A 24830-nucleotide genomic window follows, 5' to 3' on the forward strand; every position below is an offset into this window, starting at 1 on the left:
CTTGAGACGCTTTTCTTGGAACCACAGTCTAAGCCGATACTATTTATTTACTTAAAAATGCGTGGGTCAAATGCAAAGTCTAACTTCTCATGTTTATTAAAAATGTCGGTCAGTCTAGGGTAGTTCGGGTTCACTACGTAGTTGTGATCTCTAGGGGAAATAGTGGAGGGCACTTGTAACGCGGCAAATTGTGGTTCTACCTCGCTTAAGAACTGATCACCGATTTCTTGTGTCGGCTCACCGGCAGGAATGTCTCGCCAGGTAGTTGGCAAATCTTCGTTATCCAGCTTGACGATTAATTCATCTGGGATGTGAATGCAGTAGAGATCGTACTGCGTGATGATGTTTGGATCGTTGTTTACGTGCACAAATACTTCCAATGCGCATAAGGACTCGGACTCCGAAAAGTACAGGGCTTCCGTTCCTTTTGAGTTCCATCTGCCGCCATACAGCTTTGCGCCAATGGGGCTGAAGGGAGTGTCCGAAAACTTTTTCTGCGTAAGTCGGTACAGCTCCATTACGAAAATACCCCATGCTCAACGCGACCAATTAAGTCTTTAACAATCTCAAAGTCCACAGTGGTCGACACCATGTCCAACGGACGTTTTCCGCCTAGGCCGTACACGCTTTCTCTCATCCACTCGAGGGCACGTTGTTCGTCATTGAACAGCTCGGTAGCCAACTTAATGAGCATTGCCAATCGATAGATCGCGTCGCTTTCTTGGGTATTGAAGCGCTCATCATTTTTTAATCGGCGTTTAATGGTGCTGACCGGAATGTGCGTGACATGATGAAACTCATTTTGAGACAGCTTGGTACGCTCGATAATATTTCGGTAGACTTTGGGTTCAAATCCTTGGTGTACAGCGGTCGTATTAGCATCCTCGATCCCTAGGCCAGACCAAAAACTGATCTTATTTCCGCGTTGTGGACGAAACCGTTTTAGTTCGTTCATCGCCATGATTACTTCCTTAATCTAGACCATATGACCTCATTATTTTGGCTCATATGAGCTTATTTTGCAACAAAACAGCTAAAAGGTTACGTGTTTAATCTTCATCATCAGGTTCTTAGTTACATAGCACAAGCTTTACAATTAATAACTTCGGTGGACTTGAGCTTAAACGCTTTGGAATAAAGCTCGCAAGAATGGATAAATGGCCATGGATAAGGTAATTGAAGAAATAGAAGAACTTGAAGCCTTGAAAGATACCGATGATAAAATCTATACAGCTCAATATGCGAAAGTGTTCGAAAGTCTGAGTTTACTTAAAGAGATTTTAACCATGAGTGAATCCGACAAGAGCTATATAAAGATGCTTGGTTATCGAGACGATACAAAACAAGTTCAATGTATGGTGTCGAATGTAGTCGGCTAAACTTCAAAGAAGTAAACGAACTGACAGACAATGAGTTCCTAATCGACGAATGGTTTATGTCAGTGGCCGATGAACAACACAACGTTAAAATCCATGGGCCGTACGAAACAATGGAAGATGCTATGGAATATGGACGTAAAACTTTAGCGGTAACGAGCTTCAGAAGCTCAGAATATTGTTAGAATCAGCCTAGATAAGCTCCATACCCAAATGCGTATTATGTATATTATGTTAAATAAGGTTTGCGGGGTTCTATTAACAAGGGTCCTAATTCCTCTACTACTAACAGTACGAGACATCAATTGAACATAATCGTATTTACCATAAAATACCTAATAATCATCTATTTATCTGAAGATAATATCTGATTATTAGGTTTATGCTTTTGCTTGTTTTCTATTACCTAGACACTTCTAACAAAACTTCTGCTTCAATTTGCGATGAAATCTTCTGGAACTCGCCTGAGTCTTTAAGATTCTTTACTAACGTATCTAGTTCATTATTGATTTTTGGGTGCACCTTTGAATTGTTAGACAGGAGAAATACAAATGGAATTGATCCATAACTACCTTTAAGTGGCACAATTTCTTTGGTTAGCTCTAGTTGCAGAACCCCAACTTTACCAACTAAGTTTGAGTGCAGAAACGCATCAGCTCTATCAAACTGTAGCATCTTCAAACATTGCTGGATGGTAGAAACTTGGATGTAAGGTACGCCTTGCTCCGATAAGATTTTTTCAGAGGTGCTATCACCGTTTACGATGATAAACCTTAGGTTTTTAATGTCTAATGGTGAATCGCTATTCGTCATTTCGTCGTATTTTGAAGAGTTTACGGACACAAAGATGCGCCAATCCAAATAAAACAGAGCTTCTTTTGAAGGCTGGTAACTCTTAGTCCGTTCTGGAGTGATTGCAGTGAATATAGCATCAGCTCTTCCTTCCAAAGCAGTTTGCTGCGCCCTAGCCCATGGTTGAACTATTGAATCGACTTGATAATTAAGCCTTGTACCTAACAGTTCATTCATCATCCTTACTAAGATACCTTCAGGTACATCATTATTGAGGTATGAGTAAGGAGCCCAATTATCGCTATAGCTAACCGTAATCTGTTTATTTGAAGCTAACGCCGATGATGGAAAAATCATGACTTGAACGATAAATAAGGTTAAGAGTAAAAAGTGTCGAAAAGAACTCATAATAAACTCAGACAATTAGTTAGCGTAACTTAATCGTAGCTGATGTCTGAGTTTTATGTAGTAATCAACCCTTAGATCACAGAGTCTAGTGCCTGTAAGATGTGTTGGCTTCTAATTGGCTTTGTTACGAACACATTCATTCCTGCTTGCAAACAATCTTGTCTATTTTGCTCCATTGCGTGAGCTGTCAATGCTATAACTGGAATGTCTGAGTTGAACGTTCGTATTAGCTTAGTGGCTGTTAGGCCATCCATTATCGGCATTGATAGATCCATAATAACGGCGTCCAAATTGTGGCTATTGAATTTGAGGTGTTCCACCGCGTCTCTCCCATTTGATAATGTTGTTACCGTGTTACCGTGTAACCGGATCGCTCTAATAGTAGCTTTATGACCATTTGGTTTGTTTTAGTATCCTCTACGACCAACACGTTGTGAGACTTTTGAATGTTATATTGTTGAAGTGAAGAAGCTTTGTGTTCTAGGTTGTTCTCCGGTTTTTTATCGACAGGGATCTTTACAGAAAAACAGGAACCTTTGCCTAGTTTGCTTTCGACCGTAATTTTCCCGTTCATCAGTTCGATTAGGTGCTTTGTTATTGTAAGCCCTAAACCAGACCCACCAAACTCTCTTGTAATCGAGCTATCAGCTTGTTTGAATGGTGTAAAAAGAGTATCCAATCTTGAATTTTCTATCCCTATCCCTGTATCAGTAATAGCAATAATTAGCTCTTTATTAATGAGTTTTGCTGAAATATCAACGCAGCCAGCCAAGGTGAACTTGATTGCGTTACCAATTAAATTAAATACAATTTGAGATAGTCGAATTGGATCTATCCAATAAAGGCTACTATCGATACTATCAAAATCAATGGTTACCTTTAGCTTCTTTTGCTCTGCTTGGTTATAGTAATGCTCTAACGTTTTTTCTAGTTCCGTTCTTAATTCAACCCATTGATAGTTAATAGAAAACTGCCCTGACTCTATACGGGTTAAGTCTAAGATATCGTTGATCAATACAAGCAATAACTCCGCTGAAGACTCCATTTTGCTGAGTGCATATAACTGCTTACTATCAATGAGGTCATGTTCAAGAACGTCGATAAAACCAAGAATAGTATTCAAAGGTGTTCTTAGTTCATGGCTCATCATCGCTAAAAACTGGCTCTTTGCTTTACTCGCTTCCTCTGCTTTTTCTCGAGCTAACTTAAGCTCTTCAGTTCTAATTGCTACTAATTCTTTTAAGCTCTCTTTTTGTTCAATATCGATCAGTGCGCGCTCAAGCAGAGGTCTAAAACGTGACAACGTATCGCGCGTAGTGATCGGAAATCTTCCTTTGCTACTACCGAGTAGCATGATCACGGATTGAGATATAGCGGTGTTCATGCCTGTAATCAGAGCGGAATTTATTTGGTCTTTTACAAATGGGTTTAAATGGGAGAACTCTTCTAGCTGGGTTGGTTCGAAAAGAATGATGCACTCACCGCCAAGGACACGTAAAAACTTGTCACTTTGAGGCCATTTAAGGTTAACAAAAGCAGAGTTGGATGTTAGGAAAGTTTCAAATACTGAGTCGTTTGAGGTTTTACTTAAAACAACAAAGTCTTCAAAATCAATATATAGAGCAAGTGTTCGCTTTAGCTCGTGAAAAATCTGATGTTTATTTTGTGACCCTGTAATGGCAGATATTGAATCTAAGATCGCCCTATTCTCTAACGCCAGATTCGCTTCTCTTTGTTGGCTTCTTTTTAGCTCAAGCAAGATTTCATTTAGTTCTTCTTTTGTTTTAATTTCCATAGAGCTACCAAGTAGAATGAAAGACTGCTGACGATATCATCAAGTTTCCATGGGCATTTTCGCCATCAATAAATCGTCCTTGCTCACCATAGGTAAATGGGCAAATAAACGGGCTATTATTCAGCTCTTTGCAGATTTCTTTATTTACTTCATGTATATCTTGCTCTAGGTAAAGCATTGGGCCTGCACACATGATGCAAATCGCGCCAATAATTTGATCATCAGAATGTATGTGTCGTTTAGTCTCTTTTAAAATTCGTGCTGCGCGGGTAATGAGTTGTTGGCGGTCACCTGACATTAATGTTACTTCGTCTCCGACTGTAATATTGGTAAATAGCAGTAATCCTTTGTTATCACTAATACTTATTGGGTGAGATAACTTGTAGTAAGGACTTTCATAAACCTCACCTACTTTTCTACCGAGTGGAAACTCTGTGACTAATTCAAATACAAAATGCTTAGGTACATCAACGCCAGCATGGTCACTGATCCACTCTAGATATACATCTTGTGCAGGTTGATGATCAATTTCAATCAGTTCCCTTTCACCACATTTAGTTGCAACGCCAGTAAATTCGGTCGGTGAATATCCAGCGCTTAGCCCAGCTGTAACATTTTGTGAAGGATAAAACAGCTGCAATGCCATTCCTGAACCTGTCGATTTAGATTCGGTAAAAATGGACCACTTTCCTTTAATATGATTGTCAGCCGCGCTACCACCAATAATCGGAACTTGAGTATGGAAAATTTGATCAATTGCTTCGATTATTTTCTCTTCAACACCTGGAGTCGCATGCAAGATGATGAAACCGGGAACTTCACCTACTCTATTTGATTCTTTGAGAGCACGTTCTAACGCAAGAGACGTTGCATCTTCAATATTACACTGCTCTGTAAGTTCAACTAAGCCGGAACCGTAGGCATGAGAAGCGCTATCATAAATAGCGACAATGCCCACGACAGCTCCAAAGTGGACACCTTTTTCTGTCATTATACCTTGGCAGGTAGAACAACCGATCAGTGACACATTCGGTAATAATGATGTGAATTCTTTGCGAAGATTTTCTTGATTGTACTCTTGAGTGTAGTAACACACCACGCACGACAAATTATCTCGAGATAACGCACTTACGAGTTCTTTTACTGCGTCACGTTCATTAATGATATGTGTAACTTGGGTAATAAACTGCATACGTGTTCGTTGTGTTGAAAGAGTATTACGTTAAACAACAATACACACTTGAGTCCTGCTGTTTCAATCTGTTAATTCTTATTATGGATAATTTATGAGGTTTACATGATGTACGTCGTTATTTTCTAAGGTTATCTCCAAAGATATGACATCACTTTCCTTTTCTTCGGGCAATTTCCACTCGGTTGCCTGCTCATGCAAATGAATAGGCTCCAACATGGTTGAGATATCGATGTTGGAACTGTTAACTTCTATTTTTAATAAGTCTTGGGTGAATATCGCCTCAAGAGCAATGTTTTTCACATTAAATGTACAACTAATCTGATTTTCACAGTCGACCAATTGGACCTGTGAATGGTTAATAGTGCGCCATGTAAAAGCACCAACCAACACAGACAAGGTGATGATTATTTGAACAAAACGTCCTTTAGTAAGGGGCTGTGCTGCCATTGAAATTGTTTCTCCATGCTATTAAGTTCAAATTTTTAAAAAAAACCCACAAAACCTGACCATTCGCAAGGTTACTGAGCTGTCATTAAATTGTTAATTCAAGTATAGTTTCGCGTTGAAAGTGCCACTTTTTAAAAGTTGATGATGGAATTGAAACGCCAATATAAGGGTTATATTTCCAAAGGATTTGGGTGGCATTACGACACTTGTTTTGTTGAAAGTAAAGTGTCGTGTTGGAAGTAAAGTGTAGTTAATAAAAAAATGGAAGCATGCAAATGAGCCAAGAAAAGCAGCTTGAACAAAACTACAACTATACAGTCGTTCGTCAATTTACCCTTGTAACCATTCTTTGGGGTATTGTCGGCATGGCTGTTGGTGTTTTGATTGCCGCTCAACTAGTTTGGCCCCAGCTAAACTTTGATACGCCGTGGCTGACTTACAGTCGCTTACGTCCACTGCATACTAATGCGGTTATTTTCGCGTTTGGTACGAGTGCCCTCTTCGCAGCATCTTATTATGTTGTACAGCGCACCTGTCAAACTCGTCTATTCGGTGGTCCGCTTGTCCCATTCACCTTTTGGGGATGGCAAGCAATAATTCTGTCTGCTGCAATTACTTTACCTTTAGGGTTAACCTCAGGTAAGGAATATGCAGAGCTAGAGTGGCCAATTGATATTGCTATAACACTTGTTTGGGTTGCATACGCGGTTGTGTTCTTTGGGACATTAATCAAACGTACTACTTCTCATATATATGTAGCAAACTGGTTCTTTGGGGCCTTTATTATCACTGTTGCTGTTTTACATATCGTAAACAGCATGGCAATCCCGGTATCACTTGGTAAATCGTATTCGATGTACTCAGGAGCTATAGATGCCATGATTCAGTGGTGGTATGGTCACAATGCGGTTGGATTCCTTCTAACAGCTGGTTTCTTGGGTATGATGTACTACTTCGTTCCTAAGCAAGCAGAACGCCCTGTTTATTCTTACCGTTTATCGATTGTTCACTTTTGGGCGCTAGTATCTCTATATATTTGGGCTGGTCCACACCATCTACATTACACAGCATTACCTGACTGGACTCAGTCTTTAGGTATGGTTATGTCATTGGTTCTTTTTGCTCCTTCTTGGGGTGGCATGATCAACGGTATTATGACGCTGTCTGGTGCGTGGCATAAACTTCGCTATGACCCTATTCTTCGCTTCCTAGTTGTATCTTTGTCTTTCTATGGTATGTCCACCTTTGAAGGTCCAATGATGGCAATTAAGACAGTAAACGCACTTTCTCACTATACAGATTGGACTGTTGGTCACGTTCACTCTGGTGCGTTAGGTTGGGTTGCAATGGTTACTATCGGTACTGTTTACCACTTAATCCCTCGCTTGTTCGGTCAAGAGCGTATGTATTCAGTATCTCTAATCAACGTTCACTTCTGGTTAGCGACAATTGGTACTGTACTTTATATCGTTGCTATGTGGATTTCTGGTGTTATGCAAGGCCTAATGTGGCGCGCTGTTAACTCAGACGGTACATTGACTTACAGCTTTGTAGAGTCAGTAGAAGCGTCTTACCCATTCTACTTCGTACGTTTTGTTGGAGGTCTAATCTTCCTATCAGGTATGTTCTTATTGGCATACAACTCGTACAAGACAATCACCGCGCCTAAAGATAGCCTTAAAGCTATCCCGCAACCGGCTTAAGGAGATTATAGAATGAGCAATAAAACTAAAAACTGGCATGAACTAATCGAGAAAAACGTTGGTTTATTAGCAATTCTAATTGTTATCGCGATCAGTTTTGGCGCACTAGTAGAAATCGCTCCGCTAATGTTCCAAAAGCAAACCAATGAACCAGTAGAGAACTTACGCCCTTATACAGCTTTAGAGATGGAAGGTCGTGATATCTATATTCGTGAAGGTTGTAACGTGTGTCATAGCCAAATGATTCGTCCTTTCCGTTCTGAAACTGAACGTTACGGCCACTACTCTCTTGCTGGCGAACATGTGTGGGAACATCCATTCTTATGGGGCTCTAAGCGTACAGGTCCAGATTTAGCACGTGTTGGTGAGCGTTATTCAGATGAGTGGCATCGTGTTCACTTAATGAATCCTCGTGAGCTTGTTCCAGAATCAAACATGCCGGGCTTCCCTTGGCTTGATACAAATATTCTGGACGGCAAATTGACTCAGAAGAAACTAGAAATCTTCCGTAATCAATTTGGCGTACCGTACACGGATGAACAAATCGCTAACGCGCAGCAAGATGTTGAAGGTAGAACAGAGATGGATGCACTCATCGCTTATCTTCAGTCTCTTGGTCACGCAATGAAATAAGGCTTAATTATGGATATTATTACTTTTCAAAGTATTTGGACTGTTACCGTTTTTGCTTGTTTCATTGGTATCGTGTGGTGGGCATACGGTAAAGACCGTAAGTCTCGCTTCGATGAAGATGCGAATTTGGTTTTTGATGACGAAATTCCGGCAAAAACTACTAGTCAAGGAGTGACCAAGTAATGAGTACATTCTGGAGTATTTTTGTAACTGTAATCACTATTGGTACCTTGATTGGTTGTGCTGCCCTGCTTCGCTGGTGTTCTAACGACAAAACTGGCATCGAAGAAGGTCAAGATATGGGCCATGAATACGATGGTATTCGTGAGCTAAACAACCCACTACCAAAATGGTGGTCATACCTATTTGTTAGCACGCTTGTTTTTGCAGTTGTCTATTTCGCGCTTTATCCGGGTTTAGGCAACTTCAAAGGTGTTCTTGGTTGGACAAGTTCAGATCAAACTGTTCGTTCAATGGAAGAGTCTCGTGCGTCAATTGCGGCTTCGCAAGCTAACAAGCAACTCGACCAATATGCAAAAGAACTTGATGACGCAGACACCTATTTTGGTGAAGCATTTAAGAGCCTTGCTTATGATGCAAACGGCACGGATTTACGCGCAATCGAAGAGATCGCTGCAGATGAAGAAGCCGTTAAAGTTGGACAACGTTTGTTCTTACAAAATTGTTCACAGTGTCATGGTTCAGATGCACGTGGTCAAAAAGGCTTCCCTAACCTAACTGATAACGCTTGGCTATATGGTGGTGAACCAGAAGCGATCGTAACATCAGTTATGCATGGGCGTGTTGGTCAAATGCCAGGGTGGAAAGATGCCTTAGGTGAAGATGGTGTTGCTGAAGTTGTAACATACACTCTTAGTCTTTCTGGACGTTCTGTTAATGCTCGCGAAGCTGCCGCTGGTAAAGCTCGATTCGTAGTTTGTGCTGCATGTCATGGAACCGATGGTAAGGGTAACCCTGCTGTCGGCGCTCCTGACTTGACAGACCAAAGCTGGTTGTTTGGTGGTTCACGTGCAGACGTAACGGAAACGGTTATGTATGGCCGCTCTGGTGTCATGCCTGCTTGGGAAAACATTCTAGGTGAGGATAAGGTTCAACTTGTCTCAGCCTACGTTTGGGGGCTAAGCAACACCGAGCAAAAATAATAAGTAACATTTCAATAACAGCCCCTTTATTAGGGGCTGCTTTTCTTTTAAAGTAAATACGTTAAGTATTTGTAATTCATTAGTTTTATTTCATTGTATATTGAGAGTCATTATATGGAACAGCCTTGGTATAAGCAGTTTTGGCCCTGGTTTTTACTCTTCCTAACCGTTGGCGTTTCTATGCTAACATTGGTTCGAGTCGCCATACTTACCAATCATTCGGTTCACCTAGTAACTGAAGACTACTACAAGAAAGGGAAAGGTATAAACATCGATATCTCTCGAGTCAACGTTGCTAAAGAGCTAGGGCTTAAAGCGACAGTTCGCTCAGAAGGTAACGCTGTAGTAATTCAGCTAGATAAAGGAGAACTGGCTCACTACCCTGCGATCACAGCTATGTTCGCTCATCGTACACTTCCTGATCGTGATTTCACTGAGCTTGTTACGTCGGATGCGTTAGGCCAATATAGAGTTACTCTTGAGAGTGAACTTCAAGGACCGTGGTTTCTTGAACTGACCCCACATGACGAGCATTGGCTGATTCAAGGTCGCATCGAATTTCCTACGGAACAATCAATTAAACTGTCGAACTAATTATTATGTGCAAATCGTGTTATCACTGTGGTGAAGATGTACCAGCCAACACGGATTTTAAGGTAGAGATTTTAGAAGAAATTCGTTCAATGTGTTGCCCTGGTTGTGAGACCGTCGCACAAACTATCGTTGATAGTGGATTGATCTCTTATTATCAATACCGAACCGCCCCCGCTGACAAAGTTGATTTAGTTCCTGAGCAACTATTGACCCTCATACATTATGACAATGATGAGGTTCAATCTGAGTTTGTGCGACATACCGAGAATAGCTCAGAGGTGACGCTCTCTGTTGACGGTGTGTCTTGCGCAGCATGTGCTTGGCTGATTGAGAAACATTTAAGTAAGGTTAAAGGTGTTCAGTCGATACGAGTGAACACTACAACTAACCGAGCCCTGCTTGTTTGGGATAAATCTCAAATTAAGCTGAGCGAACTACTCTCTAAAATTCATAACCTAGGGTACAAAGCTGCCCCTTTTGAAGCCGATAAGCATGAAGCCTCTTATCATCATGCAATGAAGCAATACCTCTATAGATTGGGTATCGCTGGCATTGCCACGATGCAAGTTATGATGCTCGCAGTTGCACTGTATTTGGAAGTCTTTGGTGATTTAGAGCCTGAATTCAAAAACTATTTCCGTTGGGTAAGTTTGATCTTCGCAACGCCAGTATTAGTGTATTCGGCCCTGCCATTTTATATGAATGCTTGGCGTAGTATCCGTGGACGAACATTGGGAATGGATGTCCCCGTCTCTATTGCTCTAATTTTTGCCTACGTTGCCAGCGTAGTTGCTACTGTTACCGAACAAGGTGAAGTTTTCTTTGAATCTATTTCAATGTTTACCTTCTTCTTGTTAATTGGTCGTTTCCTAGAGATGCGGGCGAGACGAAAAGCAGCCGCAGCTAGCGGGAATCTTTTAAAGTTAATACCAGCAGTGGCTACGACCCTAGAAGGCGAGCAGATCCCAGTGAACTCTCTTAAGGTCGGCGATCGAATTCGAGTATTGCCAGGAGAACATATTCCAGCGGATGGCGTGATTAGTGTAGGAAGGGTTCACATTGATGAATCTATGCTCACTGGCGAACCATTACCTGTGGTCAGAATTCAAGGTGACACTGTCTTTGCTGGAACGATAAACGGTGACGACTCATTTGAATTGCAAGTGACAGCTTCAAAAGCGGATTCGGTCATCTCAAATATTGTCCGTCTTCAAGATGAAGCTGAATTAGCAAAACCCGCAATCGCGAAACTCGCTGATATCGTTGCTCGTTATTTTGTAGCTGTATCCTTAGTAATTGCGGCTAGTACTTGGTATTACTGGCAAGGAACCCGGCCTGATGACGCATTCTGGATTATGCTTTCAGTTCTCGTTGCTACCTGCCCCTGTGCTCTCTCATTAGCCACACCAACCGCTCTTACTTGTGCAACGTCGAGAATGAGCAATTTTGGTATTCTACTGAGAAAGAACCACGTATTCGAAACCTTATGTAAGGTTAATCACCTTATCGTTGATAAAACTGGGACGTTGACGTCTGGTAATGTCGAGATCAGTGAGGTTGATATTGTCTCCCATACAAACCGAGATACGTGTATAGCATTGGCTATCGAGCTTGAGTCTCATGCTAACCATCCTATTGCTCGAGCTTTTAATCAGTTTGAGCCATCTGTATCGGTAAGTGTTGTCGACGTAGAGAACGTTATTGGTTCTGGGATTTTAGGTGTTTACTTAGATCAAACAGTTAAAATTGGCAGTGCTGACTTTGTATTAGGCGATTCAAATATAGCGAAAACGAACAGTATTTATTTGTCTCTCAATGATGTTCATATCGCCACATTTACTTATAACGACCCTATTCGAAAAGAGAGCGCAGCTTTTATACAGCGTTTTAAAGAAGCAGGTATTAAAGTAACACTTCTCACCGGTGATACTCAGCAAAATGCCGATACAGTTGCGAAGAAAATTGGTATCGAAACAGTTATTGCGTCTGCTAAGCCACAAGATAAGCTCAACTACCTTAATCAAGTTAACGACGATATAACAATGATGGTCGGTGATGGTATTAACGATGCTCCTACCCTAGCAGGTGCTCATATATCAGTAGCAATGGGTGGAGGCACTGATGTTGCTAAAGCTTCTTCTGATATGGTATTACTCGGTGATCGATTAGATAGACTTTTAGAGGCACGAGAGCTTGCACTGAGAACTCGCAAAATCATTCGTGAGAATCTAGCGTGGTCACTCGGCTACAACATGTTGATACTCCCATTAGCCATGGCTGGTTTGGTTGCGCCTTATATTGCCGCTTTTGGTATGTCTGCAAGTTCTATCATCGTTGTGTCAAATTCGCTGCGATTACTTAAAGAGCAAGAACAGGCTCGAAAAGATCAAAGGTCACTTAAAGAACGACCGTTACCAAAAGAGCACCTGAGATAATGGAAAGTTTATATATTCTAATCCCGATTGCGATAGTCCTTGTTTGTATCGCTATAGCCGTCTTTTTATGGGCAGTTAAAAGTGATCAATTTGAAGACTTAGAGCGTCAAGGTCACAACATTCTCTTTGATGATGACACACCTGAAAGTAATAAGACGACTATCAAAGAAGAGAAAAAACAGGACGAAGAATAATGTCTATTGATTGGCTCGGTGCATTTTTTATTGGGCTTATTGGTGCGGGCCATTGCATGGGAATGTGTGGGGGTCTTGCTTCTGCGTTAAGCATAGGGCAACACCAAGGCTCTCGGATGATCCCTATTTATTACAACTTTGGCCGATTACTTAGTTATGCCACTATTGGCGCTATTATTGGTAGCGCCGTCTCAACCCTTATTGAGTTCACTCAACTTAACCAAGCACTTGCTTGGTTGCGCTTAGTTGCTGCCATTTTTATGATCATCTTAGCTCTGTATGTCGGTCGATGGTGGTTTGGATTGCTCGCTTTTGAAAAGATAGGCCAGCGATTTTGGAAATACCTGTCCCCTGTAGGACAATCTTTACTACCACTTAAAAAACCATTTTATGCTTTGCCGTTTGGTTTTGTTTGGGGTTGGCTACCTTGTGGTTTGGTCTACTCTATTTTGACCTGGGCAGCAGTATCGGGAAGTGCTGTAAACGGAGCTCTCATTATGCTTTGTTTTGGGCTTGGCACACTTCCTGCCATGCTGTTAATTGGGTATAGTGCCACGCACTTAAAAAAGATACAGCAATCCGCACTATTTCGATCTATTGGGGCCAGCTGTATTCTTGCTTATGGCGTTTATACCGCATACAGCGCGTTAATACTTTTATCATTTAGTTTATAAATGCGTGATTTAGTTTGATTTTTAAAACTACCCTTTAGTGTTAAGCGGTGGTAAAATATTGATGTATATCAAATTGTGAAAGGTTGTTATGATTTCTGAAAAGCCAGGTACAAGTCGCATTTCATCCGGCGGTTGCGCGATCCACTGTCAAGATTGCAGTATTAGCCAGCTGTGTATCCCATTTACATTAAGCGAATCTGAGCTAGATCAGCTCGACCATATCATTGAAAGAAAAAAACCTATTCAAAAAAGCCAAGAACTTTTTAAAGCGGGTGATGAACTCAAATCACTGTACGCTATTCGTTCAGGTACAATCAAAAGCTACACTATTACAGAGCAAGGTGACGAGCAGATTACTGCATTTCACTTAGCCGGTGACCTAGTTGGTTTTGATGCTATTACTGACGATTGTCACCCTAGTTTTGCACAAGCCCTTGAAACGTCAATGGTTTGTGAAATTCCTTATGAAATTTTAGATGATTTATCTGGCAAAATGCCTAAGTTACGTCAACAAATTATGCGTTTGATGAGTAACGAAATTAAAGGCGATCAAGAGATGATCCTTTTGCTTTCTAAAAAGAATGCTGAAGAACGTCTAGCTGCTTTTCTTTATAATTTATCTACTCGCTTCTCTCAACGAGGCTTCAGCCCAAGAGAGTTTCGCCTAACGATGACTCGCGGTGATATTGGCAACTACCTAGGTCTGACTGTTGAAACAATCAGCCGTTTATTGGGGCGTTTTCAAAAGTCTGAAATATTGTGTGTTAAAGGTAAATACATCACGATCGTCGATCACGATGCACTCATGAAACTTGCTGGTGTATCAACAGAATCATAAGTAACTTCAATGATGTAGCTCGTTAATGAGCTACATCATACTTCCACCACCTTTCCTCTCTTTTTTCTCATACTTCTTCTCTTATCTGCGCTACATTAGGTATATAGCCCTAACCATTTTAAGGTGCGCGTATGAGTATTTATAACAAGATCTTGGTCGTTGCTGATATTAATAATGATCAACAGCCTGCTCTAGCTAGAGCTATGAAGTTGGCGTCCAAAAGCAAATCAACTAGCCACATCATGTTCTTTCTTTCAATCTATGACTTTTCATACGATATGACCTCAATGCTTTCAATGGATGAAAGAGACGCAATGAGGAAGGGAGTTATCCATCAGCGTGAGCAGTGGATGAAAAAAGTCGCCGAGCCGTATTTAAACAACGATGTGGAATTTGAAATTAAAGTCGTTTGGCACAACCGACCTTATGAAGCCATTATCGGAGAAGTGTTTGCTGGTTCTCATGATCTTTTAGTGAAAGGTACTCGGACACATGATGTGCTTGAGTCGGTTATCTTTACTCCGACAGATTGGCATCTATTAAGAAAGTCCCCTTCCCCAGTTTTATTGGTCAAAAGTGAATTTTGGCCAAAGGATGCAAATATCATTGCCTCTGTTCATGTAGGCTCTGAAAGTGACACTCACAGTGACTTAAACGATCGAATGGTTAAACAGTTAAATAGCTTATCTGAAAGACTGGATGCTAACTCGTATCTTGTAAATGCGTATCCAGTGACACCTGCTAACATAACCATTGAGTTACCAGAGTTTGACCCAACAACATACACTGACGCTGTCCGTGGACACCACCTAACTTCCATGAAGGCTTTGCGCCAGAAACATTCGTTTGACGAAGAGCAGACAATTGTTGAACAAGGCTTGCCTGAGGATGTGATTCCAGAGGCTGCAACTAAGCTGAACGCTGCCATGGTTATTCTTGGTACGACAGGGCGTACTGGATTATCAGCGGTCTTTATTGGTAATACTGCTGAACACGTGATTGATAAGATTAACTGTGATGTATTAGCGCTAAAACCACACGGGTATGTTAGCCCGCTTGACCCAAATACAGCGGTTTAGCCTAACGTCGCTATTACTCTCGTGTAGAGGAGACAAAACAAACAGACCAATGTTTGATCTACCCTAGCCCCTTGATTTGAGTTCGACTCACGAATATCAAGGGGCTTTTTAATATTCAAATACACAGAATCACTAGCATCTGGGTGATTTATACGTATGATACGCACTTCATTTTGGTTTTGAGATCTAGCAGCAGATGACTGAGCAGACCCAAGAGCGTACAAAAGCTCAACAACATATTTTCAACAAACTAGAAAAGCGTATCCGTAGAAATACAGGACAAGCGATTGCTGACTTTAATATGATTGAAGATGGCGACCGAATTATGGTTTGTTTATCAGGCGGCAAAGATAGCTTTACTATGCTTGATATTTTAATGGGTTTGCAAAAAGTTGCGCCAGTTAAATTTGAGTTGATTGCGGTTAACTTAGACCAAAAGCAACCAGGATTCCCTAGCCACATTCTACCTGAATACCTAGAGAGCCTTGGTGTTGAACATAAAATTGTAGAAGAAGACACCTACTCTATTGTTCAAGACAAAATTCCAGAAGGCAAAACAACTTGCTCACTTTGTTCAAGGTTACGCCGTGGTATTTTATACAAAACGGCAAAAGAGCTAGGCGCGACCAAGATAGCTTTAGGCCATCACCGTGATGACATTATTGAGACCCTGTTTCTAAATATGTTCCATGGTGGAAAGCTAAAATCAATGCCGCCTAAGCTGGTTTCTGATAACGGTGAACATGTCGTTATTCGACCACTTGCTTACTGTCGTGAAAAAGACATCATTAAATACTCTGAGATGACTGATTACCCAATCATTCCGTGTAATCTATGCGGCTCTCAGCCAAACTTGCAGCGTCAGAATATTAAGCAGATGCTCAACACTTGGGACCAACAGTTCCCAGGAAGAATCGAAACCATGTTTACCGCTATGCAAAATGTTGTGCCTAGTCACCTAGCTGATCATAATTTGTTTGATTTTAAATCTATTGATCGTGATTCTGGCGTTATTAATGGTGGCGATATTGGCTTCGACAAGCCTGAGATGCCAGTTATTACGCCAGTAGGTGAAGACATCGTTACTGAATTCGATCCTAGTTTAGCTTTGGATGTGACCAATATTGACTAAAGCTGTTTGGTTGGAAGTGTTGTCGTCTAATGCAGCAGCGAACTAAATAGAAAAGAGCCGCTAATAGCGGCTCTTTTGGATCTGGTATATTACAAAATAGAAGTTGTATTAATTTGCTTTAGGGATATAAGGTAAAACCCTAACGGTTTCCTGAGGGAGTGTCATCTCACCACCCAGACCAATATCACTTAATAAAACGGTAGCTACGCCATTCTCAATTGGAATTAAGCCACCTTGAGATAATTCGATATTAGCGTTCAGGCGGTCACCAAACTCAAGAGTTACACCTTCCACATCTGGTGAGAACCAGCTCGAGAACATGCCGCCTAAGTCATCGAGAAGAGTTTTCATTTGTGGAACATATTTAGCGATCTGCTCATAGCTGACGACATTGCTCAGTGGCTCTTTAGTCGTCACAACCATTGAAAAATCACATTGCATGTCGTTCTGTGTATGAACATACACAAGAGGATTAGCACCACGTAAGTTCTCGTCAAGAGGAACTAAAAGTTCGCGATTAGATGCGACTTTTAACTCTTCATAATGCTCTTCTTTTTCCATCCACGCTTTCTCAATGTTGCACAACTGACGCGTTTCTTGATTGATAAAGAAAAAACCTACCTTTACGTCATCGTGCCCTTCACTAAGGTTATTTTTCATTTGGCTGTAGAGTTTTGAATATGTGAATCTATACTCTTCAGCTGACAGAGGGAAAGCTGAAATCAGTACTGTAGTGGCTAATAATAGCGACGATAATTTCTTCATATAACTTCTTATTATTTAGACCAGAATGGTTGGTTAAATCGAATCATACTTTGTAACTCTAATACGTACGGTTCGCCACGCTCAGAGTAGCGAATTAAACCGTTAGTAAGTTCAAGAGCCGTTTCTATTGCTAACAGATCTTGATTATTGGAGTGAAGTTCAAAGCGAATATCTCTTAGTTCTTGGTAAGCTCTATTGCGGTTTACGTTCATAAAATAACGATGAATAGACTCTTGAACAGAACTAAACTTAGCGACTTCATGTGTCATTCCGTCTGTTCGATGCTCTGGAACAACACCGCATCCAGCACTATAACACCACTGACCAAAATAGTTATTTGCTTTAGTTGCAAATCGAGATGTGCCCCAACCTGATTCTTTTGCCGCTTGCGTCAGTACTAACGCTTCTGGTAATACATCGACACGATGAAACATCCTGTCTAGCCACTGTTCAGTGACCCCCTCAGATGAAAGGTCTGCATGATATAAATCACCAAGGCGCTTAGCGTAAGATGTGTCTTCTGAAGTTAACTCTCCAGACTCAAAACGCGTTTGAATTTTCTCAAGCCTTGAACGCTCTTTAATGATGCGAGCATTTTCTAATGCAACTCCTGGCTTCAAGTAATCAAAGAATGTGCTTTTCTTCTCTTGTATATCGGTGATTAACGAAAAGTCTGGTGCGTCACTAATGTTCTTTGCAGCAACAATGATTTCACGCTGTTCATCTTCTTCGACAACTTCAATTTCAATTTCTGATGTTGATTGATTGTTTTTCCAAACAATTGCGCCAGCCAACAAACCAAATGTGATCGCTAAAAATATAAGGTTATTACGCATTGAACACCTTAGAATCTTTATCGTGGTCATCATTGCTAGGAGTATCATCGTCACTAGGTGTGTCATCATCAGATTTGTCTGATGCAACAATCTTCAGTTTAATGCCGAACATATTGCGATAGATAATGCCTTTCACGTGGAAGAAAAATGGCAAGACAAAGATCAATCCAATTCCGTAGAACATTGCAGCGGCAATAAACATCATCGTTACCGCAAAATAGATCACTGCAATAGTGAATATCTTCTTATTGACGGCACGTAACGACATCCATAACGATTGCAGTGGTGATACGCGCTTTTCACAGACAAGTAGGATTGAGTTACTAAAAGCCAAAGATAAGTATAAAGATACAAATGGCAGTACGGCACCCGCAATTCCTTGAAGTACAAGGCCAATAAGCGTGGCGATAATAACAGGAACGGTGAACTGCAACCCTTTACCAATATGGCGTAGTTTTGTATTAAGCCCTGCTGTATGGCTCATCGCCATTAAACTAATCCCGGCAAAGATTGGGGCGCTGACGACTTCGTAGCTAAAGTTTGCAACGAATATAGCTTGCACCATCGATTGGTTAAAGCCTTCTGGATTGTCGAGGACCGTCAATATTACCGATGGATCGCCTAGCTGCAGTTTCAGTGCAATATAGAAGATTGCAAGCTGCACAAACAGTAGAATCATCACAGCGGGTGAGAAAGAGAGAAAGTGCTTAACTGTAATGCTGCCTGCTTCTTTTAAAACCTCTCCTACTTTTAATTCGTAATTGCCTGACAGGGCTTTTTCTACACTGCCACCGAGGTTGAAGTCTTTTTCAATATCGTTATTCATTCTTTGTCCGTAGCAATATCGATTGCTCTAAATTACTTATTAATGAAAAGTAGCCGCATTATACTTAAATGGCATATATTCGAAAATCTGATCTGTTGTTTATCTTAACTTTCTTACATATTCGTATGATTATTCTTCAATTTAGTCACTTGTCATGCTGTATTTTTCAAACTGGTGCGGTAACTAATAAGAAATTACGTAAATTCAATGTAAAAACACTTTAAATTCACTGTATTGATGATTATCATCCGCCCATTATTCGATCTTGTATTACACTCGAATGAAAGACAGCCAACTCATCAACAAGAAGAGCAGAAACTTTGAATACACCAACGATCAATACAAAATCAATTATTCAATTATCTGCGATTAGTAAAAGCTTTGATGGTAAACAGGTAATCAATGACCTCTCCATTGATGTAAACCATGGTGAGTTTTTGACTATTTTAGGTCCTTCTGGCTGTGGAAAAACAACAGTACTAAGACTGATTGCTGGATTTGAGCAAGCAGATTTAGGCGCTATTGTTTTAGACAGTGTTGATATCACCAACACGCCTGCAGAACAAAGGCATGTAAATACAGTTTTTCAAAGCTACGCTTTATTTCCCCACATGACAATTTTTGAAAACGTCGCATTTGGTTTGCGTATGCAAAAAGTAGCCAAGGACGAGATTAAAGATCGGGTGTTGGATGCTCTGAAGATGGTTCGCTTGCAAGAGTACTCTAACCGTATGCCTGATCAGCTTTCTGGAGGTCAACAGCAGCGAGTTGCAATTGCTCGTGCTGTTGTGAACAAACCAAAAGTTCTTCTCCTTGATGAATCATTATCAGCTCTTGATTATAAATTGCGTAAGCAGATGCAAATCGAGCTTAAACAGCTACAACGCAAACTAGGTATTACATTCATCTTCGTTACTCATGATCAAGAAGAAGCGTTATCGATGTCAGACCGAATCATTGTCATGCGTGACGGTGTGATTGAGCAAGATGGAACGCCAAGACAAATTTATGAAGAACCCCAAAACCTATTTGTTGCCGAGTTTATTGGTGAAATTAATAATTTCACAGCGACGGTTATCTCCCGTATTGATGAAGAAAAAATACTCGTAACCATTGAAGGATCAAAATCGGTTATTCATTACAGTAAGCCAGTTCAACCTGGCGAAGTGTTGAATGTATTGCTTCGACCAGAAGACTTGAAAGTAACCGAGATTAAAGAGTCAGACGAAATGGGTATTATGGGCCATGTGATTGACCGTACATACAAAGGTATGACGCTTGATTCTGTTATTGAGTTGCCTTCAGGCATGCGCGTAATGACCAGCGAATTCTTTAATGAAGACGATCCCGATGTCGACCACTCTTTAGGTCAAAAAGTCGCGATTACATGGATTGAAACATGGGAAGTGGTACTCACTGATGCTCAAACTGTTTAGTTTTAAGAATACAGTTTTAGCGACAATTATTGGTTGGCTAACGCTGTTTGTTCTTGTACCCAACCTGATGATTATCGCTACAAGCTTTTTGACACGTGATGAATCGAATCTAATTGAGTTCACGTTGACGTTCAACAACTACATTCGCTTGATGGATCCGTTATATGTAAAAGTTGTTTGGCACTCATTTTACATGGCCACCATCGCTACTCTAATTTGTTTGATTATTGGCTATCCATTTGCTTACCTAATTACAAAAATGCCAACTAGAACACGGCCTTTGATGCTATTTCTAGTCATCGTTCCTTTTTGGACTAACTCTCTAATTCGTACGTACGGACTCAAAATTGTCCTTGGTACTCAAGGGGTTTTGAACAAAGGGCTTCTAGCATTAGACATTATTGAGAAACCGATTCGAATAATGTATACCGAATCAGCCGTAATGATTGGCTTAGTCTATGTACTGTTGCCATTTATGATATTACCGCTCTACTCAACAATCGAAAAATTGGACAAGTCGTATATTGAAGCTGCAAAAGATTTAGGTGCTAGCAAGTTCCAGACATTTATTCGAGTTATCCTTCCCCTTACAATGCCTGGGATTATTGGTGGATGCTTATTGGTTCTACTTCCGGCTTTAGGCATGTTTTACGTAGCAGATTTGCTAGGCGGTGCTAAAAACCTACTCATTGGTAATGTTATTAAGAGCCAAGTACTTAACGCTAGAGATTGGCCTTTTGGTGCAGCGACCAGTATTGCACTCACCGCAGCAATGGCAATGCTACTGTTCCTATACTACAAAGCAGGAAAGCTCTTCAATCGTAATTCGGAGCTTAACTAATGGGACGATTAACTAAATTCAGCTTTATTACACTCGTTTATGCATTCCTGTACCTGCCAATTATCGTACTAATCGTGAATTCGTTTAACAGCAATAAATTTGGTATGAAATGGGGTGGGTTTACGACTAAGTGGTATCAGTCGTTAGCGAATAATGACAGCTTAATGCAGGCTGCGTGGCACTCTATCAATATTGCTGTTTTCTCAGCGACTGCCGCAGTTGTTATTGGCAGTTTGACTGCCGTTGCACTATTTCGTTATCAATTTAAAGGCAAGCGAGTGGTTAATGGCATGCTATTTATCGTAATGATGTCACCAGATATCGTAATGGCCATCTCATTTTTAGCGCTCTTTTTGGTCGTTGGTGTCCAACTTGGCTTCTTTACATTGCTTATCGCGCATATCACGTTCTGTTTGCCCTTTGTTGTCGTCACAGTTTATAGCCGGTTAAAAGGATTTGATGTGAAAATGCTCGAAGCCGCGAAAGATCTTGGGGCAAGTGAGTGGACCATTTTGACGAAAATCATCTTGCCCATCGCTAAACCCGCGATTGCCGCTGGTTGGTTATTGAGTTTCACCCTCTCTTTGGACGATGTTATTATCAGCTCGTTTGTTACCGGGCCTGCATATGAAATATTACCCCTAAAGATTTACTCAATGGTTAAAGTTGGTATTTCACCTGAAGTGAACGCTTTAGCAACCGTTATGCTGATTGTCTCATTGGCTTTGGTAATGCTATCTCAGTTCATTAGTAAAGATAGATTATCCAAAAAAATGTAAACGTACTATTTACCACAATATTGCGTAAGATTCTTGATGGGTTATGATGCACGTGTCGATAAACAGTAAACTAAAAAATTGGTGTTATATAGTTGAAAAATACGAATTTTTTCCTATGCTTATGTCATATTTTTATCAGATAGATATGCAAGCTTAAGCTTGTTACAAAAATTGGAAGTACCATGAAAAGTAAATTAGGTGTCGCAACGTTATTTGCAGCAACTTTATTCTCTCATTCAGCGTTTGCTGAGAACAAAGAGCTGTATTTTTATAATTGGTCTGAATATATCCCAAATGATGTCTTAGCGAGCTTTACAAAAGAGACCGGGATTAAAGTCATTTATTCAACTTACGAATCTAATGAAAGCATGTATGCCAAGTTAAAGACACAAGGCTCAGGTTACGATCTTGTCGTACCTTCAACTTACTTTGTGTCAAAAATGCACAAAGAAGATATGCTGCAAGAGATTGATAAGAGCAAGCTAACACAATTTTCTGGCCTAGATCCTAATTATTTAAACAAACCTTTTGATCCAGATAACACCTACTCCATCCCATATATTTGGGGTGCAACTGGCATTGGTGTTAACTCTGATATGCTTGATGGCTCTTCGCTTAGTAATTGGGGAGACTTCTGGGATAGTAAATGGGAAGGTCAACTCATGTTGATGGATGACTCTCGTGAAGTCTTCCATATTGCTTTAAGTAAATTAGGTTATTCACCAAATACTACCGATCCAAAAGAGATCGAAGAAGCTTATCAGGAACTGCGCAAGTTAATGCCAAACGTCTTGGTGTTTAACTCTGATTTTCCTGCTAATCCTTACCTTGCGGGTGAAGTTTCATTAGGCATGCTTTGGAATGGCTCTGCGTATATGGCGCGTGAAGAAGGCGCTTCAATTGATATTATTTGGCCAGAGCAAGGCGCTATCTTCTGGATGGACAGCTTAGCCATCCCTTCTGGGGCTAAGAATGTTGACGCGGCACACCAGATGATTGATTTCCTTCTTCGCCCCGAAAATGCGGCTAAAATTGCATTAGAGATTGGCTACCCAACCCCAGTTAAAGCTGCCTACCCTTTGCTTCCTGCTGAGTTTGCGAATGACACCAATATATTCCCTCCTCAAGAAATAATGGATTCAGGTGTATGGCAAGATGAGGTTGGCGAGGCAAGCGTGTTATACGAAGATTATTTCCAGCGCCTTAAAGTAGGCAACTAATATATAGGGACATGAGTAAAGCCTTAGCGGCTTCATTCATGTCCTCTAACATAAGATGGTGAACTAATTAGATACGATATTAAGTACCGCAGTGTACTAGCGCTAATTACATTAATGTTTCTAGTTTCGATCTCTATGAAAATAGTCAGCTATTTTATAGAAATTGATTCTCACTATGATCTGCTCTTTGAAAGCAACACCCTGTTTATCACTCTCTACATCTACTTCGTTTCTCGCAAAGCAATTCAATCAAACCCAATCTTGCAACTTGGTATCTTATTACTTGTTTTTAATAAAATTTATGATGTTGTTACTGAAATAAAAGTACTTGATACGCTAGCTGACGAGTATGAGTTTATCGATACGTTTTTAGAAGATGGTATTCTTCAAGTATCATTTTTGCTTATCGCTTTTGGTATTACCGGAATGATCAAAAAAGTGCACCATGAAAGTTCTATTGATGAGCTTACAGGCTTGTTTAACCGCAAGAAACTTTCCGAAATTAATAAACAACGTTTCGACATTATTTATATTGACCTTAACAACTTAAAAAAAGTTAATGATTCCAAAGGTCATGCTGTTGGTGATCTGTTGTTAATTCGCTTTTCCCAAGCTCTCACTATCGCAAAAGAAAGTGGTGAACAGGTATTTCGACTTGGAGGTGATGAATTTCTCGTGATTGCAGATGTCGGAAGAACCCAGCGTTATGTAGATTCCATTCATAAAATTTTAGAAGGTGAGACAATTACCTTTAGCTATGGGTCTGAAACGACAACTCTAGAAGGCTTTGAGCAAGCATTGATCAGAGCAGACAAGGCCATGTACAAAATGAAAAACTCTCAGAGCAACGAAGCTGACTGAGAGTTTATGGTGGTTAACTCATTTACTCTATGCTAGTTGACGATCTTGACTCGTAACCCCTAGTAATTCATCAATGAGCTTTGGTACTTCAATACTTGCTTTACCGTACCTTTTCTCTTCAAACTCACTCTCTACCGCACTCGGCTCTAAGTTTATCTCTATCGTATGAGCACCATGCATTTTTGCATCATGAACGAAGCCAGCGGCTGGGTATACAACACCGGACGTTCCAATTGATATGAACAGGTCTGCTTCTTCTAGTGAGGAGTAGATATCCCCCATTCTAAGCGGCATTTCGCCAAACCAAACAATGTGAGGTCGCATTTGAGCTGGGATTTGACAGCAATGGCAAAGTTCACCTGTATTGATATCGCCAGCATGCTCGATGACTTGGTTTGATTCACTGCAACGAGATTTCAATAATTCCCCGTGCATGTGAATTATATTTTGGCTACCACCACGCTCATGAAGGTTATCAATGTTTTGTGTAATGACGGTAACCTGACCGTCTAACTCTGCTTCAAGCTTTCCTAACGCAATGTGTGCAGCATTAGGTTGAATGGTTTCGGACTGTAACTTATGACGGCGTTGATTATAGAAGTCCTGAACCAAATCAGGATCACGGTTGAACCCTTCTGGCGTCGCTACATCTTCTATACGATGGTTTTCCCAAAGTCCATCCTGAGCTCTAAAGGTTTGTATTCCTGACTCTGCTGAAATTCCAGCGCCGGTTAAAATTACGATGTTTTTATAAGGAAACTGCATGCTATATCCTTTTAGCCCTGACTTAATTTAAGCCTAACACTGA

25 protein-coding genes and 2 pseudogenes are annotated in these 24830 nt (G+C 40.6%); 17 read left to right on the forward strand and 10 right to left on the reverse strand.

From position 1 onward, the window contains the following. Positions 1-47: 47 nt before the first annotated feature. Positions 48-518 (reverse strand): RES family NAD+ phosphorylase, encoded by a 471-nt coding sequence (locus L4D20_RS12840; RefSeq protein WP_428801989.1) that lies wholly within the window; start codon positions 516-518, stop codon positions 48-50. After that, the gene (locus L4D20_RS12845; protein ID WP_428801990.1) at positions 518-961 is read right to left on the reverse strand and encodes an Xre family toxin-antitoxin system antitoxin; all 444 of its coding nucleotides are present in this window, start codon (positions 959-961) and stop codon (positions 518-520) included. Before L4D20_RS12845 ends, L4D20_RS12840 begins: the two co-directional genes overlap by 1 nt. A gap of 202 nt (positions 962-1163) precedes the next feature. On the opposite strand from L4D20_RS12845, the gene L4D20_RS12850 reads away from it, so the two are divergent. Continuing rightward, the gene (locus L4D20_RS12850; protein ID WP_428801991.1) at positions 1164-1379 is read left to right on the forward strand and encodes a hypothetical protein; all 216 of its coding nucleotides are present in this window, start codon (positions 1164-1166) and stop codon (positions 1377-1379) included. A 399-nt stretch (positions 1380-1778) separates the two neighbouring features. On the opposite strand, the gene L4D20_RS12855 is transcribed toward L4D20_RS12850, so the two are convergent. From L4D20_RS12855 to L4D20_RS12870, 4 genes and pseudogenes are all read right to left on the reverse strand, one after another. After that, positions 1779-2576, reverse strand: a complete 798-nt coding sequence (locus L4D20_RS12855) for a substrate-binding periplasmic protein (protein ID WP_428801992.1) — start codon at positions 2574-2576, stop codon at positions 1779-1781. Between the two features lie 71 nt (positions 2577-2647). Then, a pseudogene (locus L4D20_RS12860) lies at positions 2648-4371 on the reverse strand (response regulator). A gap of 4 nt (positions 4372-4375) precedes the next feature. Then, a complete protein-coding gene (locus L4D20_RS12865) occupies positions 4376-5563 on the reverse strand; it encodes an FIST signal transduction protein (RefSeq protein WP_428801993.1) in 1188 nt (395 codons plus the stop codon). Between the two features lie 81 nt (positions 5564-5644). Then, the gene (locus tag L4D20_RS12870) at positions 5645-6013 is read right to left on the reverse strand and encodes a hypothetical protein (protein ID WP_428801994.1); all 369 of its coding nucleotides are present in this window, start codon (positions 6011-6013) and stop codon (positions 5645-5647) included. A gap of 275 nt (positions 6014-6288) precedes the next feature. Here L4D20_RS12870 and ccoN point away from each other — a divergent pair, with 275 nt between their 5' ends. From ccoN to ttcA, 11 genes and pseudogenes are all read left to right on the forward strand, one after another. Further along, on the forward strand, positions 6289-7716 hold the full coding sequence (ccoN, locus tag L4D20_RS12875) for a cytochrome-c oxidase, cbb3-type subunit I (RefSeq protein ID WP_428801995.1): 1428 nt from the start codon (positions 6289-6291) through the stop codon (positions 7714-7716). 12 nt (positions 7717-7728) lie between these two features. Then, the gene (gene ccoO, locus L4D20_RS12880; protein WP_428801996.1) at positions 7729-8349 is read left to right on the forward strand and encodes a cytochrome-c oxidase, cbb3-type subunit II; all 621 of its coding nucleotides are present in this window, start codon (positions 7729-7731) and stop codon (positions 8347-8349) included. A 9-nt stretch (positions 8350-8358) separates the two neighbouring features. Further along, positions 8359-8532, forward strand: a complete 174-nt coding sequence (locus L4D20_RS12885) for a cbb3-type cytochrome oxidase subunit 3 (RefSeq protein ID WP_428801997.1) — start codon at positions 8359-8361, stop codon at positions 8530-8532. Next, on the forward strand, positions 8532-9512 hold the full coding sequence (gene ccoP / locus L4D20_RS12890; RefSeq protein WP_428801998.1) for a cytochrome-c oxidase, cbb3-type subunit III: 981 nt from the start codon (positions 8532-8534) through the stop codon (positions 9510-9512). The genes L4D20_RS12885 and ccoP overlap by 1 nt, the downstream gene beginning before the upstream one ends. Positions 9513-9626: 114 nt before the next feature. After that, the gene (locus L4D20_RS12895) at positions 9627-10106 is read left to right on the forward strand and encodes a FixH family protein (protein ID WP_428801999.1); all 480 of its coding nucleotides are present in this window, start codon (positions 9627-9629) and stop codon (positions 10104-10106) included. Positions 10107-10111: 5 nt separating this feature from the next. After that, a pseudogene (locus tag L4D20_RS12900) lies at positions 10112-12475 on the forward strand (heavy metal translocating P-type ATPase); the annotation flags it as partial. Between the two features lie 65 nt (positions 12476-12540). Beyond that, on the forward strand, positions 12541-12735 hold the full coding sequence (gene ccoS / locus L4D20_RS12905) for a cbb3-type cytochrome oxidase assembly protein CcoS (RefSeq protein ID WP_428802000.1): 195 nt from the start codon (positions 12541-12543) through the stop codon (positions 12733-12735). Beyond that, on the forward strand, positions 12735-13409 hold the full coding sequence (locus L4D20_RS12910; RefSeq protein WP_428802001.1) for a sulfite exporter TauE/SafE family protein: 675 nt from the start codon (positions 12735-12737) through the stop codon (positions 13407-13409). Before ccoS ends, L4D20_RS12910 begins: the two co-directional genes overlap by 1 nt. A gap of 88 nt (positions 13410-13497) precedes the next feature. After that, positions 13498-14247 (forward strand): fumarate/nitrate reduction transcriptional regulator Fnr, encoded by a 750-nt coding sequence (gene fnr, locus L4D20_RS12915; protein ID WP_428802002.1) that lies wholly within the window; start codon positions 13498-13500, stop codon positions 14245-14247. 131 nt (positions 14248-14378) lie between these two features. After that, positions 14379-15326, forward strand: coding sequence for a universal stress protein UspE (gene uspE, locus L4D20_RS12920; protein ID WP_428802003.1), 948 nt, complete (start codon positions 14379-14381; stop codon positions 15324-15326). A 196-nt stretch (positions 15327-15522) separates the two neighbouring features. Further along, complete coding sequence (ttcA, locus tag L4D20_RS12925; protein WP_428802004.1) at positions 15523-16458, forward strand: tRNA 2-thiocytidine(32) synthetase TtcA; 936 nt, start codon at positions 15523-15525, stop codon at positions 16456-16458. A 108-nt stretch (positions 16459-16566) separates the two neighbouring features. Here the strand turns inward: ttcA and L4D20_RS12930 are convergent, their stop codons facing one another. From L4D20_RS12930 to L4D20_RS12940, 3 genes are read right to left on the reverse strand one after another with little or no spacing between them, the layout of a single operon-like run. Continuing rightward, the gene (locus L4D20_RS12930) at positions 16567-17223 is read right to left on the reverse strand and encodes a DUF2987 domain-containing protein (RefSeq protein ID WP_428802005.1); all 657 of its coding nucleotides are present in this window, start codon (positions 17221-17223) and stop codon (positions 16567-16569) included. An 11-nt stretch (positions 17224-17234) separates the two neighbouring features. Further along, complete coding sequence (locus tag L4D20_RS12935; protein WP_428802006.1) at positions 17235-18059, reverse strand: glucosaminidase domain-containing protein; 825 nt, start codon at positions 18057-18059, stop codon at positions 17235-17237. After that, positions 18052-18885, reverse strand: coding sequence for a DUF2189 domain-containing protein (locus L4D20_RS12940; RefSeq protein WP_428802007.1), 834 nt, complete (start codon positions 18883-18885; stop codon positions 18052-18054). Before L4D20_RS12940 ends, L4D20_RS12935 begins: the two co-directional genes overlap by 8 nt. 320 nt (positions 18886-19205) lie before the next feature. Between L4D20_RS12940 and potA the strand changes: the two genes are divergently transcribed. The 5 genes from potA to L4D20_RS12965 all read left to right on the forward strand — a co-directional run bounded on the left by potA (position 19206) and on the right by L4D20_RS12965 (position 24022). Then, a complete protein-coding gene (potA, locus tag L4D20_RS12945; protein WP_428802008.1) occupies positions 19206-20321 on the forward strand; it encodes a spermidine/putrescine ABC transporter ATP-binding protein PotA in 1116 nt (371 codons plus the stop codon). Continuing rightward, the gene (gene potB / locus L4D20_RS12950; RefSeq protein ID WP_428802009.1) at positions 20305-21162 is read left to right on the forward strand and encodes a spermidine/putrescine ABC transporter permease PotB; all 858 of its coding nucleotides are present in this window, start codon (positions 20305-20307) and stop codon (positions 21160-21162) included. The genes potA and potB overlap by 17 nt, the downstream gene beginning before the upstream one ends. Next, positions 21162-21941 carry a spermidine/putrescine ABC transporter permease PotC gene (gene potC / locus L4D20_RS12955; protein ID WP_428802010.1) on the forward strand — a complete coding sequence of 260 codons (780 nt, stop codon included), beginning with the start codon at positions 21162-21164 and terminating at the stop codon, positions 21939-21941. Before potB ends, potC begins: the two co-directional genes overlap by 1 nt. A gap of 182 nt (positions 21942-22123) precedes the next feature. Next, positions 22124-23161: an extracellular solute-binding protein gene (locus L4D20_RS12960; RefSeq protein ID WP_428802011.1), complete on the forward strand. Its 1038-nt coding sequence runs from the start codon at positions 22124-22126 to the stop codon at positions 23159-23161. 114 nt (positions 23162-23275) lie between these two features. Further along, positions 23276-24022 carry a GGDEF domain-containing protein gene (locus L4D20_RS12965; protein WP_428802012.1) on the forward strand — a complete coding sequence of 249 codons (747 nt, stop codon included), beginning with the start codon at positions 23276-23278 and terminating at the stop codon, positions 24020-24022. Positions 24023-24049: 27 nt separating this feature from the next. Here L4D20_RS12965 and cobB read toward each other — a convergent pair whose 3' ends face one another. After that, the gene (gene cobB, locus L4D20_RS12970) at positions 24050-24787 is read right to left on the reverse strand and encodes a Sir2 family NAD+-dependent deacetylase (protein WP_428802013.1); all 738 of its coding nucleotides are present in this window, start codon (positions 24785-24787) and stop codon (positions 24050-24052) included. Positions 24788-24830 lie beyond the last annotated feature (43 nt).

The organism is Vibrio kyushuensis (genome assembly GCF_050337325.1).
Classification (GTDB): domain Bacteria; phylum Pseudomonadota; class Gammaproteobacteria; order Enterobacterales; family Vibrionaceae; genus Vibrio; species Vibrio kyushuensis.